Below are 14,899 nucleotides of genomic sequence, written 5' to 3' on the forward strand. Positions count from 1 at the left end.
ACCCCCCGACGACCGGGGATCGCCCTTGGGGAGAGCGGCTCGGAGCGGGAGGATGGGGGTTCGGTACTGATCAGTGGGAGGAAGCAGCGTGAGCGAGTCGAGCACGGGCAGGACCGTCTCCGGCGAGGACGAGGTGGTCGACCTCTGCCGGGACCTCATCCGGATCGACACCAGCAACTACGGGGACCACTCGGGCCCCGGGGAGCGCAAGGCGGCGGAATGGGTCGCCGAGAAGCTCGCCGAGGTCGGGCTGGAGCCGCAGATCTTCGAATCGCACAAGGGGCGTGCCTCGACCGTGGCGCGCATCGAGGGGGAGGACCCCTCGCGGCCGGCGCTGCTGATCCACGGGCACACCGACGTGGTTCCGGCCAACGCCGCCGACTGGACGTACGACCCCTTCGCGGGCGAGATCGCCGACGGCTGCGTGTGGGGCCGCGGTGCCGTCGACATGAAGGACATGGACGCGATGACGCTGGCCGTCGTACGCGACCGGATGCGCAGCGGGCGCAAGCCCCCGCGTGACATCGTGCTGGCCTTCCTCGCCGACGAGGAGGCGGGCGGCATCTACGGCGCCCGGCACCTCGTCGACAAGCACCCGGGCCTGTTCGAGGGTGTCACCGAGGCGATCGGCGAGGTCGGCGGGTTCTCCTTCACCGTGAACGAGAACCTGCGGCTCTACCTCGTGGAGACCGCCCAGAAGGGCATGCACTGGATGCGGCTCACGGTGGAGGGCACCGCGGGCCACGGTTCCATGACCAACAGCGACAACGCCATCACGGAGCTGTGCGAGGCCGTGGGCCGGCTCGGCCGCCACCAGTGGCCGGTCCGCGTGACCAAGACGGTACGCAGCTTCCTGGACGAGCTCTCCGACGCGCTCGGGACCCCCCTGGACCCGGACAACATGGACGCGACGCTCGCCAAGCTCGGCGGCATCGCCAAGATGGTCGGCGCGACGCTGCGCAACTCGGCCGCCCCGACGATGCTCGGCGCCGGCTACAAGGTCAACGTCATCCCCGGCCAGGCGACGGCCCATGTCGACGGCCGTTTCCTGCCGGGCTACGAGGACGAGTTCTTCGCCGACCTGGACCGGATCCTCGGTCCGCGCGTGAAGCGGGAGGACGTGCACGGCGACAAGGCGCTGGAGACGGACTTCGACGGCAGGCTGGTGGACGCCATGCAGGGCGCCCTGAAGGCCGAGGACCCGATCGCGCGGGCGGTCCCGTACATGCTCTCGGGCGGTACGGACGCCAAGTCCTTCGACGACCTCGGCATCCGCTGCTTCGGCTTCGCGCCGCTGCAGCTGCCGCCGGAGCTGGACTTCGCCGGGATGTTCCACGGTGTGGACGAGCGGGTGCCGGTCGACGGACTGAAGTTCGGCGTGCGGGTGCTCGACCGGTTCATCGACAACGCCTGAGATTCGAGAAGGTGTGCGCATTCCACTGAGAAGAGTGAATGCACTCATACGCTCGTAGCCCCGGTGATCCCTCCTCGTTACAGGTGTTGCGGTCCGCGGCTGGGACCGCAATTGCCTACTAGGAGGAACAATGATCAAGAAGGTTGTCGCCGCTGCGGCTGCCACCGGTGGCCTGGTTCTCGCGGGTGCGGGTCTGGCTGCCGCCGACGCGGGTGCTCAGGGTGCGGCCATCGGCTCGCCCGGTGTCCTGTCCGGCAACGTGCTCCAGGTCCCCGTCCACGTTCCCGTGAACGTCTGCGGCAACACGGTCTCGGTGATCGGCCTGCTGAACCCGGCCTTCGGCAACACCTGCGTCAACGCCTGACGCGTCTGAAGTCTTCGGCCCCGGAGCGCATCCCAGCGCTCCGGGGCCACCGGGCTTTCAGGCCCGGATCTCTCTCACTTCCGGCGTTCCAGGCGGGGGAGCCAGGACGGCCGGGCCGTCGGACAACGGACGACGGCCGATACGTACACACCAGGGGACGAGTACAGATGCGACGACCGGCACAGGTCACCAGGAAGACCCTGATCACCATGGCGGCCGCGGGGGGTGTCCTCGCGATGGGCGGGGGCTACGCACACGCGGATTCCGGCGCCTCGGGGCATGCCACGAACTCTCCGGGCCTGCTGTCCGGGAACAACCTGCAGGCGCCCGTGGACGCGCCGGTGAACGTCTGCGGGAACACGATCTCGGTGGTGGGGGCCCTCAACCCGGCCTTCGGCAACCACTGCGCGAACGGATCGGGCCAGGCCAAGCCCAAGCCGCCGAAGCCCCCGAAGCCGGAGCACCCGGGCCACGACGAACCGTGCGACGACCACCCGGGCAACCCCGGTGGTCCAGGCAACCCGGGCGGGCCGGGTACCCCCGGCAACCCGGGTGGTCCGGGTACCCCTGGCAACCCGGGTGGGCCCGGTACGCCCGGCAATCCGGGTGGGCCCGGTACGCCCGGCCACCCCGGCGGGCCCGGTACGCCCGGCAACCCCGGCGGGCCCGGTACCCCCGGCAATCCGGGTGGTCCGGGTACCCCCGGCAACCCTGGCGGTCCGGGTACCCCCGGCAACCCGGGTGGTCCCGGTACGCCGGGCAACCCCGGTACCCCCGGCAACCCGGGCGGTCCCGGTACGCCCGGCAATCCGGGTGGGCCCGGTACGCCCGGCAACCCGGGTACTCCGGCGCACCCCGGCGGCCTCGCCGCCACCGGGTCCGGTGACGTCCTCACCGCCGGGCTGCCGCTCGCGGGCGGCCTGCTGCTCGCCGGCTCCGTCCTCTACCGGCGCGCCCGCAACGCCGCCTGACGGATGCTCACGGCGCGGGCCCCGCCCCCGGGGCCCGCGTCACCAGGTCGCGCGGACCTGACGGATGATCCGGCGGCGCAGTCGCACACGGCGGCTGCCGTCCCGGTACAGGCTCAGCCGGTCGAGTTCCCAGTTCCCGTACTCGGCATGATCGGTCAACAGGCGGGTCGCCTCCTTGCGAGGGACACCGCGGGGCACGTACACGTCGACAAATTCGTATTCCGGCATCGCATCTATTGTGCGGGCAGACCCCTGCTACGGATAGCGTCTGCTCTATGTCTGATGCCGATCTGCCCACTGTTGCCGAGGTACGCGCCGCCGCCGAGGCGGTCAAGGCCGCGCTCGACCGCCACCTCGCCGCGGTCGAGCGCAGGATCGGGGACGAGGACCCGGACGTCTACGCCGCGTTCAACGAACTCGCCGCCGCGGCCGAGGTGTACGACGAACTCCTCTACGACCGCTACGACGAGGTCACCCCCTTCGAGATCCCCACGCCCGAGGACGGCGTCCCGTACACCGGGCCCGCCGAGCCGGCCGCCTTCAGCGTGCTCATCCGCCGCGACTACGCCGTGGTCGAACCGGCCCGGCTGATCGCCCAGGCCGAGCGGGTCGCCGCGCACGACCGGGACGCCGAGTTCGTCCAGGACGGCGGGACCGCCGACGCGCTGGGCGTGCTCTTCGGAGAGTACGAGCCCGACGAGATCGCCTCCCGCTACAAGGACTTCGGGCTGGAGGAGGGCGACTCCACGCTCTGGATCGCGGCCTCGGAGGAGGTGCCGGAACCGGGGGAGTGGCTGGGCTCGCCCTTCGGGCACATCGATCCGCAGGACGTGCTGCACCGGTTCGACGTCAGCTCCGTCTTCGACGAGGAGACCGACCAGTTCGACGAGGACGAGGAGGAGGCCGCGGCGCCGGGTCTGACCCCGGCCTGACCCCGGCCCGCCCCCGGCCCCGCAGTGCCCGGCACCGTGGCCCCCCGCCCTTCCGGGCCGGGGGCCACGGCCGGTTCACTCCGGCTGCGCGCCCGCCGTCGCGAGGGCCGTCAGGAGACCCGTCAGCCGGGTCGTACGCGGCTTCGCCGGTACCTGGGCCACCGCGTGCGGCAGCGCCTGGTCGACCCCGTGCACCACGGACAGGTGCCGCTCGCCCCGCCCGAACGCCGTGTAGACCCAGTCCCGCGAGAGCGCCTGCGCCGCGTCACCCGGCAGTACGACGACCACCGCCGGCCAGCGCGTGCCCACCGCCTGGTGCGCCGTCACCGCCCAGCCGTGCCGCACCTGGGATTCGACGAGGTCCTTCGGTACGACGATCCGCGCGCCCGCCCGGTCCAGATGCAGGCCCTCGGCGTCGGCCGACACCACCCGGGCCGGCAGGGCCCGCCCGGCGGACGGCACGTGCACGACCCGGTCACCGGGGTCGAAGCCGCCGAAGCGGCCCGGACCCGGGTTCAGCCGCTCCTTCAGGGCGGTGTTCAGCGCCCGGGTGCCCGCCGAGCCGCCGTGGCCCGGGGTGATCACCTGCACGCTGTCCGCCGGGATCCCGAAGGCCCGCGGCACCGACTCCGCCACCAGCTGCACGGCCCGGTGCACGGCCTCCCCGGCGTCCTTCACCGGGACGATGACGACCTCCTTGCCGGGGGCGTCGACCTGGTTCAGCTCCCCGATGCCGACCCCGGAGACGAGCTCCCCGAGAGGACCCGGGTCGGGCGTACGGGAGACCAGCTGCGGGCAGGTGCGGGCCGCCAGCAGGTCGGCGAACACCCGCCCGGCCCCGGCGGATCCGAGCACGCCGGGGTCCCCGGAGAGCACCAGCCGGGCCCCGTCCGGGACGGACTCCACCAGCGCGGCCGCGGTCTCCACATCCAGCTGGGGCGCGTCCAGCACCACCAGCAGGTCCAGCGCGAACTGCCCGTCCGCGTCCCGCCCGGGCCCCTCGGCCCCGGACAGCAGCCCCGCCACGGTCACCGCGTCCCGGCCGCCGCCGGGGGCGTGCGCGGCGACGCAGGCCCGCAGACCCAGCTCCCGGGCCGCCGCGGCCAGGGCGACCGGTTCGGCGCGGGCGGCCTCGCCACCGGTGTGGGTGACCAGGCCGTGGCCCGCGACCGCGCGGACCAGCTCGGCGGCGGAGGGGCTCGGCGCCGCGGCGGCGGCCCGCTCCCAGTCCCCGGGCTCGTCGAAGACACCGGCGGCGAGCCGGGCCAGGCCGTCGGCCAGGCTCTCCTCGGCCATGGCGGCGCCCTCCAGGCCCACCAGCACACGTACGGGCTGCTCGGCGTCCTCGCCGTCCTCGCCGTTCGCGGTGTCCTCGCCGACCGGCGGCCCCAGGGGCTCGTGGAAGACCAGCACCGAGCCTTCGGCGATGGCCTGTTCCAGCGCTCCGGCCGGATCCGGTACGCCGTACTGGGCGAGCGCCTTCTCCAGCACCGGGGCCTCCAGCGCGGTGTGCCCCTTCAGCCCGGCCTGGGCCAGCAGCCAGCCCACCAGGGCGGAGGTGCGGCGCTCGTCCCCGGGGCCCGCCTCGGCGCCGAGCAGGGCCCGGGCGAAGCCGTCGGCCTGGGCCGGACGTACGGCGGGGAGCGACAGCAGCCGCCACGGGTTCTCGCCGAGCTGCCCGGCGGCGTCCTCGCCCAGCGCCGCCGCGGCGGGGCCGGCCAGTGCCTCGGGGGCGCCACCGCGGGCCAGTACGGCCCGTACGCCCTCGACGGCGTCGGCGGAGGGCGCGGCCACCGCCGCCGGGGCGGCGGGGCGTGGTGCCGGGGGCTCGGCGGGGGCCTTGCGGGGCGCGGCGGGAGCCTCGTCGAAGTACTGGGCGGGCTTCGCACCGCTCTCCACGGCCCGTACGGCGGCCAGCAGGTCGGCGGCCTTCCCGCTGAGCTTCGCCCCGGCCTCGACGGGCGCCTCCCGCTCAGCCTTGCGCCGGGCGATCCGCTCCCGCTCGATCTTCTGGGCGGCCAACTCCGCCTGGGCCTCGCTGAGGGCGGGCGCCGCCTGGGCCTCGGCGGCCGGCTCGACGGTGTCCTCGGAGCCGGCGCCGGCCTCGGCTTCAGCCCCGGAGCCGTCCGGCCCGGCTTCAGCCCCGGAGCCGTCCGGCCCGGCTTCAGCCCCGGAGCCCTCCGGCCCGGCCTCCGGCTCCGCGGCCCGTGCCTCGTCGGGTCGGTTCTGGTCCGCGTCGGCCGGCGAGGCCTCGGCGGCCGGTTCCTCGGCGGCAGCGGGCTCGGCTTGGCGGTCCGTACTCACAGCGTGCTCCAGTCCTGATCGGGGTAGCGGTGCACCGGAGCCGAAACATCGTCCAGCGCCCGGCAGATCTCCTCCGGAAGACTAAGGGCCTCCACCGACAGTGCCGCCGCGAGCTGCGCGGACGTCCGCGCGCCCACGATCGGCGCCACCACCCCCGGCCGGTCCCGGATCCACGCCAGGGCCACCTGGAGCGGGGTCACGGCCAGCCCCTGGGCCGCCGTCGCCACCGCGTCCACGATCCGGCCCGCCGCCTCGTCGAGGTACGGGTCCACCAGCGCGGCCAGGGACTCCGAGGCGCCCCGGGAGTCGGCCGGGGTGCCGTCCCGGTACTTGCCCGTCAGCACCCCGCGGCCCAGCGGCGAGGAGGGCAGCAGACCGATCCCCAGGTCCAGCGCGGCCGGCAGCACCTCGCGCTCCACCCCGCGCTGGAGCAGGGAGTACTCCATCTGCGTCGAGGCGATCCGGGTGCGCACCCCGGGGGCGGCGAGCTGCCAGGTCGCCGCCTTCGCCAGCTGCCAGCCGCAGAAGCCCGCCAGCCCCGCGTACCGGGCCCGGCCGCTGCTCACCGCCAGGTCCAGCGCCTGCAGGGTCTCCTCCAGCGGGGTCGCGGGGTCGAAGGCGTGCACCTGCCAGAGGTCGACGTAGTCGGTGCCCAGCCGGTCCAGCGAGGCGTCGAGGGCGGCGAGCAGGTGCCCGCGCGAGCCGTCGAACCTCCGGTCGGGGTCCGGCACGCTGCCCGCCTTGGTCGCGATCACCAGGTCCCGGCGCGGCACGAGCCCGCCCACCAGCTGCCCGAGGAGGTACTCCGCCTCACCGCCGCCGTACACGTCGGCGGTGTCGACGAGCGTGCCGCCCGCCTCCCAGAACGTCTTCACCTGCTCGGCGGCGGCTTCCTCGCCGGTGTCGCGGCCCCAGGTGAGGGTGCCGAGGCCGATCCGGGAGACGCGCAGTCCGGTGCGGCCGAGATGCCTCTGCTCCATGACCGCTGAGACTACTGGGGCGCTGACGCGGAGGACCTTGGCGCGCTACAGTCCCCGCACACCAACGTTACTGATCGGTAAACCGGTAAGGGGACGAACACATGCGGCTCGGCATCAATCTTGGTTACTGGGGCGCGGGCATGGACGCCGACAACCTCGCCGTCGCCCAGGAGGCCGACCGCCTGGGTTACGACGTCTGCTGGGCCGCCGAGGCCTACGGCTCCGACGCCCCGACCGTGCTCGCCTGGGTCGCCGCCCAGACCGAGCGCATCGACGTGGGTTCGGCGATCCTCCAGATCCCGGCCCGCCAGCCCGCGATGACCGCCATGACCGCGGCCACCCTCGACTCGCTGACCAAGGGCCGCTTCCGGCTCGGCCTCGGCGTCTCCGGCCCCCAGGTCTCCGAGGGCTGGTACGGCGTCAAGTTCGACAAGCCGCTGGCCCGCACCCGCGAGTACGTGGAGATCGTCCGCAAGGCCATGACCCGCGAGCGGCTCTCCTACGAGGGCGAGCACTGGACCCTGCCGCTGCCGGGCGGTCCGGGCAAGCCGCTGAAGCTGACCGTGCACCCCGAGCGCGAGCACATCCCGCTCTACATCGCCGCCATCGGGCCGAAGAACCTGGAGCAGACCGGCGAGATCGCCGACGGCGCCCTGCTGATCTTCCCGGCCGCCGAGCACCTGGAGGCCACCGCCCTCACCCACATCCGGGCGGGCCGCGAGAAGGCCGGGCTCACGATGGAGGGCTTCGACGTCTGTCCGACCGTGCCGCTGGCCCTCGGCGAGGACGTGAACGCGCTCGCGGACATGTTCCGCCCGTACACCGCCCTGTACGTGGGCGGCATGGGCAGCCGGAAGCAGAACTTCTACAACCAGCTGGCCCAGCGCATGGGCTACGAGAAGGAAGCCGCCGAGATCCAGGACAAGTACCTGGCCGGCGACAAGAACGGCGCGGCCGAGGCCGTCCCGCACTCGCTGATCGACTCGACGACGCTGCTCGGTCCGGTCGCGCGGATCGCCGACGGGATGCGGGCCTACGCGGAGGCCGGGGTCACCACCCTCACGCTGGCCCCGGCCGGATTCACGCTGGACGAGCGGATCGCCGCGCTGCGCGCCGGCACCGAGGCCATGGAGCTGGCGGGCCTCGCCTGATCCGGGAGGCCGGCGCGGGGTCCGCGCCGGCCCGGGGTTCTGCGGCCGTGGTGGGGGCTCGGGGGGTCTTCCCCGCCACGGCCGACACAGCGAACAACGCCGCGGACGCCCGCCGGGTTACGCGCGGCGGCCCAACCCCCGATTTCGTTCATTCGGGCGAGTCGTGCGACCCATCGGTTGCCCGCCCCGCCCACCGGCGTTTGACTCGTCCCATGCTCTCTGCCCGCAGCCTGTTCCAGGAGATCGTCGACAACGACGACTCCTTCCAGCTGTTCTGCTCCATCGCCGCCAGCGGGGAGACCCAGGGCGGCTGGGAGAACGCCCGTATCGCGGCCCTGGTGCCGGACGGCATGCGCCACCTCGCGCCCAAGATCACCCGACACGGCGCCGACGAGGACAAGCACGGCCGGATCTTCCACGCCCTGCTCCGCAAGCGCGGGCTGCCCGCGGTCCCGGTACCCCCGGAGACCGACTACACGATGCTGCTGGAGCGCCGCGGCATCGGCCTCGCGCACGAGAAGCTGCGCCGCGAGGCGGCGCTGACCGAGCAGGACATCGTCGTCTACCTCGCGCACAGCCGCGTCACCGAACAGCGCGCCGCCGACCAGATGGAGATGCTGGTCAGGTACTTCGGCGACCACCCCGAGGTCGGCAAGGCGATCCACATGATCAGCCACGACGAGGACAACCACCTCGCCTACTGCCACGAGGAACTGCTGCGCCTCGCCCGGGCCGGACACGGCCGGGCCATCCAGCGGGTGCTCCGTGAGAGCGCCCTCGCCGAGATCTCCGTCTACCGGGACGTGAGCCTCGCCGTCATGGGCCACATGGGACGGCTGCTGCACTGGTCCGCCCCGAAGGCGGCCGCGCTCGCCGCCGGCATCCGCGCGATGTACGCGTACGAGCGGTTCAGCGGCTGGCACCGGATGGTGAACCTGCGGCTGCCGGAGCACCTGGACGCACTCGGCGGGCCGCCGGCCGCCGCCGGGTTCGCCCACGCGCCCCGCGAGCGGGAACTCAGAGCCAGCCCCGGCGCTTGAACATCCGGTGCAGGCCCAGACACGCGGCCGCCATCACCACCAGCACCGCCGGATAGCCCCAGACGTGCCCGAGCTCCGGCATGTGCTCGAAGTTCATGCCGTAGATCCCCGCCACCATCGTGGGCACGGCCGCCATCGCCGCCCAGGCCGAGATCTTGCGCATGTCGTCGTTCTGCCGCAGCCCCATCTGCGCGAGGTGCGCGGCGAGGGCGTCCGACAGCAGCCGGTCCAGGCCCTCGATGTACTCGTTGGCCTTGGTCAGGTGGTCCGCGACGTCACGGAAGAACGGCTGGGCGTGATCGTGGACGAAGGGCACCTCCCCGAAGGCGAGCCGGTCCATCGGCTGGAGCAGCGGGCTCGTCGCCCGCCGGAACTCCAGCACCTGCCGCTTGAAGCCGTAGATCCGGGCGGCGGTGTTCTTGGTGTCCGAGGCGCTCGGGGCGAAGACCTCGGCCTCCAGCTCTTCCAGGTCCGCCTGGAGCTCGGCCGCCACCTCGATGTAGTGGTCGACCACCGCGTCGGACACCGCGTACAGCACCGCCGTCGGGCCGTGCCGCAGCACGTCCGGCTCCTGCTCCAGCCGGTGGCGCACGGCGGCCAGCGGGGCCCCCTCGCCGTGCCGGACCGTGACGACGAACGAGTCCCCTATGAAGACCATCAGCTCGCCCGCCGTCACCGTGTCCGTGCCCTCGTCGTAGAGCACCGGCTTGAGGACGACGAACAGCGAATCGTCGTACACCTCCAGCTTCGGACGCTGGTGCGCGGTCAGCGCGTCCTCCACCGCCAGCGGGTGCAGGCCGAACTCCTGGCTGACGTGGTCGAATTCCTTCGCCGTCGGCTCGTGCATGCCGACCCACAGGAAGGCGTCACCGGCGGCCCGGGCCTCGTCGAGGGCGTCCGAGAAGTCGTCCGGTCCCTCGGTACGGCGGCCGTCCCGGTAAATCGCGCAGTCGACAATCACGCGGGGCATTCTTCCCTGCCCGCGGCCCGCACGCACACCCGCGGCAGCGCATACGCTGGCCCCATGGCCACGCTGATCCTCGTACGACACGGGCGGTCCACCGCCAACACCGCCGGGCTGCTCGCCGGATGGACCCCCGGAGTGGGCCTCGACGAGCGCGGCGCGGAGCAGGCCGCCGCGCTGCCCGGCCGACTGGCGGGGGTGCCGCTCGCCGCCGCCGTCACCAGCCCGCTGCAGCGTTGCCGGGAGACCCTCGCGCCCCTGCTCGCCGCCCGGCCGGAGCTGGAGCTTCACACCGACGAGCGGATCGGGGAGTGCCACTACGGCGAGTGGTCCGGCCGCAAGCTGTCCGAGCTCTCCGACGAACCGCTGATGAAGATCGTCCAGCAGCACCCGTCGGCCGCGGCCTTCCCCGGCGGCGAGTCCATGCGCGCCATGCAGGCGCGCGCCGTGGACGCCGTACGCGACTGGGACGCGCGGGTCGAGCAGGAACACGGCAGCGACGCCGTCTTCCTGATGTGCTCGCACGGCGACATCATCAAGTCCCTCGTCGCGGACGCCCTGGGCATGCACCTGGACCTCTTCCAGCGCATCCACGTCGACCCCTGCTCGGTGACCGCCATCCGGTACACCACCACCCGGCCGTTCGTGTTCCGGCTCGGCGACACCGGCGACTTCGGCTCGCTCGTCCGGCGCCCGGCCGCACCGGAGACCGTCGCCTCGGACAAAGACACCGAAGACGCCGGGAACGCCGTCGTGGGAGGCGGCGCGGGCGCGGCTTGATCGCCCGGCGCAGTAGGGTGGACGGGCCAACACAAGGGCGCAGACCTGCCCCTGCCGCCGAGACTTGGAGACTGGACGTGCCCCGTCAGGTGTTCCTCTACGACCCCCCGGACCGCTTCGTGGCCGGCACGGTCGGTCTGCCGGGACGCCGTACGTTCTTCCTGCAGGCCTCCGCCGGCCCCCGCGTCACCAGCGTTTCCCTGGAGAAGACCCAGGTAGCGGCGCTGGCCGAGCGGATGGACGAGCTGCTGGACGAGGTCGTACGGCGGACCGGCGGCAATGCCCCGGTCCCGGCCGTCGCCCCCGCCGAGGCCGCCGACACCGCGCCGCTGGACGTCCCGGTCGACGAGGAGTTCCGCGTCGGCACCATGGCCCTGGCCTGGGACGGCGAGGAGCAGCGCATGATCGTCGAGGCCCAGGCGCTGGTCGAACTCGACGCCGACTCCGACGAGGACCTCGCCGACGCCGAGGAGCGGCTGCTCCAGGACGAGGAGAACGGCCCGCCGATGCTGCGGGTCCGCCTCAGCGGCGCCCAGGCCCGGGCCTTCGCCAAGCGGGCCCTGGACGTCGTCAACGCCGGCCGCCCGCCGTGCCCGCTGTGCAGCCTCCCGCTGGACCCCGAGGGGCACGTGTGCCCGCGCCAGAACGGCTACCGGCGCCAGGTGTGACGGACATGGGGGAGCTGGAGGAACTGCTCGCCAAGGGCGAGCTCACCGTCATCGGCAGGATCCGGGAGGCGTCCAACGCCGTCCTGCTGTGCAGCGTCACGTACGGGGGCGTGAGCGCCGACTGCGTATACAAGCCGGTCAAGGGCGAGCGGCCGCTGTGGGACTTCCCCGACGGGAACCTCGCCCGCCGGGAGGTCGCCGCCTACCTGATCTCCGAGGCCACCGGGTGGGGACTGGTCCCCGCCACCGTGCTGCGCGACGGACCCTACGGCGAGGGCATGGTCCAGCGGTGGATCGAGGCGGAGCGGCCGGACGAGGAAGCCCCGCTGGGCGCGCTCCTCGGGCTCGTCGACGGCGAGGAGGCGGGGGAGGGCTGGAAGGCCGTCGCGCTCGCCGAGGTCGGCGAGGGCCGCACCGCGCTGCTCGTGCACGCCGACGACCCCCGGCTGCGCCGGCTCGCCGTACTCGACGCCGTGATCAACAACGGCGACCGCAAGGGCGGCCACCTGCTGCCCGCGCCGGACGGACGGCTCTACGCCATCGACCACGGAGTGACCTTCCACACCGAGGACAAGCTGCGCACCCTGCTGTGGGGCTGGGCGGGCGAGCCCCTGACCGGCGAGGCGCGCGAGGTGCTGGCCGCGCTGGCCGCCGGACTGGCCGACGGAGCCCCGCTCGCCACCCGGCTGGCCGAACTGATCACGCCGGTCGAGCTGGCCGCCGTACGGGCCCGGGTGGAGCACCTGCTGCGCACGGGCACCCATCCCGAGCCGTCCGGGCAGTGGCCGGCGATCCCCTGGCCACCGGTCTGAATCGGCCACCGGCCATACGCACAGATCCGGCCAGACCGCAAGAGTGCCGATCAAGACAACAGTGCAGGTCCAGTTCGTTTCCGGAACATCCGTCCGGTTAGGCTCGACACATGCATGCCTGGCCCGCTTCTGAGGTCCCCGCCCTTCCTGGCAAGGGCCGCGACCTCCAGATCCACGACACCGCGACCCAGGGGACGATCACCCTCGCCCCCGGTCCCGTCGCCCGTATCTACGTCTGCGGCATCACTCCGTACGACGCGACCCACATCGGTCACGCGGCGACCTACAACGCGTTCGACCTCGTACAGCGCGTGTGGCTCGACACCAAGCGGCAGGTCATCTACGTCCAGAACGTGACGGACGTGGACGATCCACTGCTGGAGCGGGCGCTGCGCGACAACCAGGACTGGACCGAGCTGGCGGAGCGCGAGACCGCGCTCTTCCGCGAGGACATGACGGCCCTGCGGATGCTGCCCCCGCAGCACTACATCGGAGCCGTCGAGGCCATACCCGGCATCGTGCCGCTCGTCGAGCGGCTGCGGGACGCCGGTGCCGCCTACGAGCTCGACGGCGACACCTACTTCTCCGTCGAGGCCGACCCGCACTTCGGCGGGGTCTCGAACCTCGACGCCGAGGCGATGCGGCTGCTCTCGGCGGAGCGGGGCGGCGACCCCGACCGGCCGGGGAAGAAGAACCCGCTGGACCCGATGCTGTGGATGGCCGCACGTCCGGGCGAGCCGAGCTGGGACGGCGGCTCGCTGGGCCGCGGCCGGCCCGGCTGGCACATCGAGTGCGTGGCGATCGCCCTCGACCACCTGGGCATGGGCTTCGACATCCAGGGCGGCGGCTCCGACCTGGCGTTCCCGCACCACGAGATGGGCGCGTCGCACGCGCAGGCGCTGACGGGCGAGTTCCCGATGGCCAAGGCGTACGTGCACGCGGGCATGGTCGCGCTGCACGGCGAGAAGATGTCGAAGTCGAAGGGCAACCTCGTCTTCGTGTCCGCGCTGCGGCGCGCCGGGGTGGACCCGGCGGCGATCCGCCTGGCGCTGCTCTCGCACCACTACCGGGCCGACTGGGAGTGGACGGACGAGGTCCTCGCCGAGGCCGTGGCCCGGCTGGAGCGCTGGCGTGCGGCCGTGTCCCGGCCGGACGGCATCCCGGCCGACGCGCTGGTCGAGGAGGTCCGCGAGGCCCTGGCGAACGACCTGGACGCCCCTGCGGCGCTGGCGGCCGTGGACCGCTGGGTGGAGCTCCAGAACGCCACCGACGGCGACGACGAGACGGCCCCGGGCCTGGTCTCCCGGACCGTGGACGCCCTCCTGGGCGTGGCCCTCTAGCCACCCCCGCACCCTGCTGCCGATGCCCCCGGCCCCCGGCCGGGGGCATCGCCCGTTCCCGGGCCTCCGCCCCGGACCCCGGGCAGGGCCCGGGGAACGGTCGAAGGGCGGGTGGGCGATGGCCCCGCGCGGCGGCGGGGCCCGCGGTCAGGACTGCGGCGGGGTGTCGTTCTCGTCCGGCTCCGGACTCTCGTCCGACGGGCCCGGTTCGGTGTCCGGCTTGCGCTTCGGCGGACGCGTCAGACCGCTCGACGTGTCGCGGAGGTACGAGCCGTCGCCCGGCTCGGCCGAGGGGCCCGCCGCCGGGTCCCGCCGCCGCAGGTACCGCTCGAACTCCCGGGCGATCGCGTCGCCCGACGCCTCCGGCAGATCGGCCGTGTCCCGCGCCTCCTCCAGCGTCTGGACGTACTCCGCCACCTCGCTGTCCTCGGCGGCCAGTTGGTCCACGCCCAGCTGCCAGGCCCGCGCGTCCTCCGGCAGCTCGCCCAGCGGGATCCGGATGTCGATCAGATCCTCCAGCCGGTTCAGCAGGGCCAGCGTCGCCTTCGGGTTCGGCGGCTGGGAGACGTAGTGCGGCACCGCCGCCCACAGGGACACCGCCGGGACACCCGCGTGCGTACAGGCCTCCTGCAGGATGCCCACGATGCCCGTCGGGCCCTCGTACTTCGTCTCCTCCAGGTCCATCGTCCGCGCCAGGTCCGCGTCCGAGGTGACCCCGCTCACCGGCACGGGCCGCGTGTGCGGGGTGTCCCCGAGCAGCGCGCCCAGGATGACCACCATCTCCACGCCCAGCTCGTGCGCGAAACCGAGGATCTCGTTGCAGAACGACCGCCACCGCATGGACGGTTCGATGCCCCGGACCAGCACCAGGTCCCGTGGCTTGGCACCGCCGATCCGGACCACCGACAGCCGCGTCGTCGGCCACGTGATCTTCCGTACCCCGTTGTCCAGCCACACCGTCGGCCGGTTGACCTGGAAGTCGTAGTAATCCTCGGCGTCGAGTGCCGCGAAGACCTCGCCCTTCCACTCCCGGTCCAGGTGTGCGACCGCACCGGAGGCCGCGTCACCCGCGTCGTTCCAGCCCTCGAACGCGGCCACCATGACCGGGTCGATCAGCTCGGGCACGCCCTCAAGCTCGATCACCCAGGTCTCCTTCCGAAGTTCCCTTGCGTACGTGGG

Annotated in this window: 15 protein-coding genes; 10 read left to right on the forward strand and 5 right to left on the reverse strand. The window is 73.3% G+C overall.

The features are described 5' to 3' along the window. Window positions 1-88 precede the first annotated feature (88 nt). The 3 genes from Sspor_RS32395 to Sspor_RS32405 all read left to right on the forward strand — a co-directional run bounded on the left by Sspor_RS32395 (window position 89) and on the right by Sspor_RS32405 (window position 2,749). Window positions 89-1,414, forward strand: coding sequence for a M20/M25/M40 family metallo-hydrolase (locus Sspor_RS32395; protein WP_030009121.1), 1,326 nt, complete (start codon window positions 89-91; stop codon window positions 1,412-1,414). Between the two features lie 130 nt (window positions 1,415-1,544). After that, entirely contained in the window at window positions 1,545-1,778 is a 234-nt protein-coding gene (gene chpH, locus Sspor_RS32400; protein ID WP_030723300.1) for a chaplin ChpH, read from the forward strand. Between the two features lie 167 nt (window positions 1,779-1,945). After that, window positions 1,946-2,749 (forward strand): chaplin, encoded by an 804-nt coding sequence (locus Sspor_RS32405; protein ID WP_237404125.1) that lies wholly within the window; start codon window positions 1,946-1,948, stop codon window positions 2,747-2,749. A gap of 39 nt (window positions 2,750-2,788) precedes the next feature. Here Sspor_RS32405 and Sspor_RS32410 read toward each other — a convergent pair whose 3' ends face one another. After that, window positions 2,789-2,977 carry a DUF5703 family protein gene (locus tag Sspor_RS32410; protein ID WP_030009118.1) on the reverse strand — a complete coding sequence of 63 codons (189 nt, stop codon included), beginning with the start codon at window positions 2,975-2,977 and terminating at the stop codon, window positions 2,789-2,791. Window positions 2,978-3,024: 47 nt separating this feature from the next. Between Sspor_RS32410 and Sspor_RS32415 the strand changes: the two genes are divergently transcribed. Then, window positions 3,025-3,681: a hypothetical protein gene (locus Sspor_RS32415; RefSeq protein ID WP_202202267.1), complete on the forward strand. Its 657-nt coding sequence runs from the start codon at window positions 3,025-3,027 to the stop codon at window positions 3,679-3,681. A gap of 75 nt (window positions 3,682-3,756) precedes the next feature. Here the strand turns inward: Sspor_RS32415 and Sspor_RS32420 are convergent, their stop codons facing one another. Both Sspor_RS32420 and Sspor_RS32425 read right to left on the reverse strand, forming a co-directional pair. After that, window positions 3,757-5,997, reverse strand: coding sequence for a helix-hairpin-helix domain-containing protein (locus Sspor_RS32420; protein ID WP_202204013.1), 2,241 nt, complete (start codon window positions 5,995-5,997; stop codon window positions 3,757-3,759). Continuing rightward, complete coding sequence (locus tag Sspor_RS32425; RefSeq protein ID WP_202202268.1) at window positions 5,982-6,965, reverse strand: aldo/keto reductase; 984 nt, start codon at window positions 6,963-6,965, stop codon at window positions 5,982-5,984. The genes Sspor_RS32420 and Sspor_RS32425 overlap by 16 nt, the downstream gene beginning before the upstream one ends. A 101-nt stretch (window positions 6,966-7,066) precedes the next feature. Here Sspor_RS32425 and Sspor_RS32430 point away from each other — a divergent pair, with 101 nt between their 5' ends. Continuing rightward, window positions 7,067-8,116, forward strand: coding sequence for an LLM class F420-dependent oxidoreductase (locus Sspor_RS32430; protein WP_202202269.1), 1,050 nt, complete (start codon window positions 7,067-7,069; stop codon window positions 8,114-8,116). Window positions 8,117-8,328: 212 nt separating this feature from the next. Next, window positions 8,329-9,156, forward strand: a complete 828-nt coding sequence (locus Sspor_RS32435) for a ferritin-like domain-containing protein (protein WP_202202270.1) — start codon at window positions 8,329-8,331, stop codon at window positions 9,154-9,156. On the opposite strand, the gene corA is transcribed toward Sspor_RS32435, so the two are convergent. Next, a complete protein-coding gene (gene corA / locus Sspor_RS32440) occupies window positions 9,134-10,126 on the reverse strand; it encodes a magnesium/cobalt transporter CorA (protein ID WP_202202271.1) in 993 nt (330 codons plus the stop codon). The two genes, Sspor_RS32435 and corA, sit on opposite strands and share 23 nt — an antisense overlap. A 54-nt stretch (window positions 10,127-10,180) precedes the next feature. On the opposite strand from corA, the gene Sspor_RS32445 reads away from it, so the two are divergent. The 4 genes from Sspor_RS32445 to mshC all read left to right on the forward strand — a co-directional run bounded on the left by Sspor_RS32445 (window position 10,181) and on the right by mshC (window position 13,720). Further along, on the forward strand, window positions 10,181-10,900 hold the full coding sequence (locus Sspor_RS32445; protein ID WP_202202272.1) for a histidine phosphatase family protein: 720 nt from the start codon (window positions 10,181-10,183) through the stop codon (window positions 10,898-10,900). A 77-nt stretch (window positions 10,901-10,977) separates the two neighbouring features. Next, entirely contained in the window at window positions 10,978-11,568 is a 591-nt protein-coding gene (locus Sspor_RS32450) for a DUF3090 domain-containing protein (protein ID WP_202202273.1), read from the forward strand. After that, window positions 11,532-12,380 carry an SCO1664 family protein gene (locus Sspor_RS32455; RefSeq protein ID WP_202202274.1) on the forward strand — a complete coding sequence of 283 codons (849 nt, stop codon included), beginning with the start codon at window positions 11,532-11,534 and terminating at the stop codon, window positions 12,378-12,380. The genes Sspor_RS32450 and Sspor_RS32455 overlap by 37 nt, the downstream gene beginning before the upstream one ends. Before the next feature lie 110 nt (window positions 12,381-12,490). Next, complete coding sequence (gene mshC / locus Sspor_RS32460) at window positions 12,491-13,720, forward strand: cysteine--1-D-myo-inosityl 2-amino-2-deoxy-alpha-D-glucopyranoside ligase (RefSeq protein WP_202202275.1); 1,230 nt, start codon at window positions 12,491-12,493, stop codon at window positions 13,718-13,720. A 147-nt stretch (window positions 13,721-13,867) separates the two neighbouring features. On the opposite strand, the gene Sspor_RS32465 is transcribed toward mshC, so the two are convergent. Further along, complete coding sequence (locus Sspor_RS32465) at window positions 13,868-14,863, reverse strand: PAC2 family protein (RefSeq protein ID WP_202202276.1); 996 nt, start codon at window positions 14,861-14,863, stop codon at window positions 13,868-13,870. Window positions 14,864-14,899: the final 36 nt, after the last annotated feature.

The organism is Streptomyces spororaveus (assembly GCF_016755875.1).
Lineage (GTDB): Bacteria > Actinomycetota > Actinomycetes > Streptomycetales > Streptomycetaceae > Streptomyces > Streptomyces spororaveus.

Coding starts and splice junctions, on each gene's coding strand:
- Sspor_RS32445 (WP_202202272.1), top strand. CDS start 10,181: ATGGCCACGCTGATCCTCGTACGACACGGGCGGTCCACCGCCAACACC.
- mshC (WP_202202275.1), top strand. CDS start 12,491: ATGCATGCCTGGCCCGCTTCTGAGGTCCCCGCCCTTCCTGGCAAGGGC.
- Sspor_RS32435 (WP_202202270.1), top strand. CDS start 8,329: ATGCTCTCTGCCCGCAGCCTGTTCCAGGAGATCGTCGACAACGACGAC.
- Sspor_RS32405 (WP_237404125.1), top strand. CDS start 1,946: ATGCGACGACCGGCACAGGTCACCAGGAAGACCCTGATCACCATGGCG.
- Sspor_RS32410 (WP_030009118.1), bottom strand. CDS start 2,977: ATGCCGGAATACGAATTTGTCGACGTGTACGTGCCCCGCGGTGTCCCT.
- Sspor_RS32415 (WP_202202267.1), top strand. CDS start 3,025: ATGTCTGATGCCGATCTGCCCACTGTTGCCGAGGTACGCGCCGCCGCC.
- Sspor_RS32425 (WP_202202268.1), bottom strand. CDS start 6,965: ATGGAGCAGAGGCATCTCGGCCGCACCGGACTGCGCGTCTCCCGGATC.
- Sspor_RS32430 (WP_202202269.1), top strand. CDS start 7,067: ATGCGGCTCGGCATCAATCTTGGTTACTGGGGCGCGGGCATGGACGCC.
- corA (WP_202202271.1), bottom strand. CDS start 10,126: ATGCCCCGCGTGATTGTCGACTGCGCGATTTACCGGGACGGCCGCCGT.
- chpH (WP_030723300.1), top strand. CDS start 1,545: ATGATCAAGAAGGTTGTCGCCGCTGCGGCTGCCACCGGTGGCCTGGTT.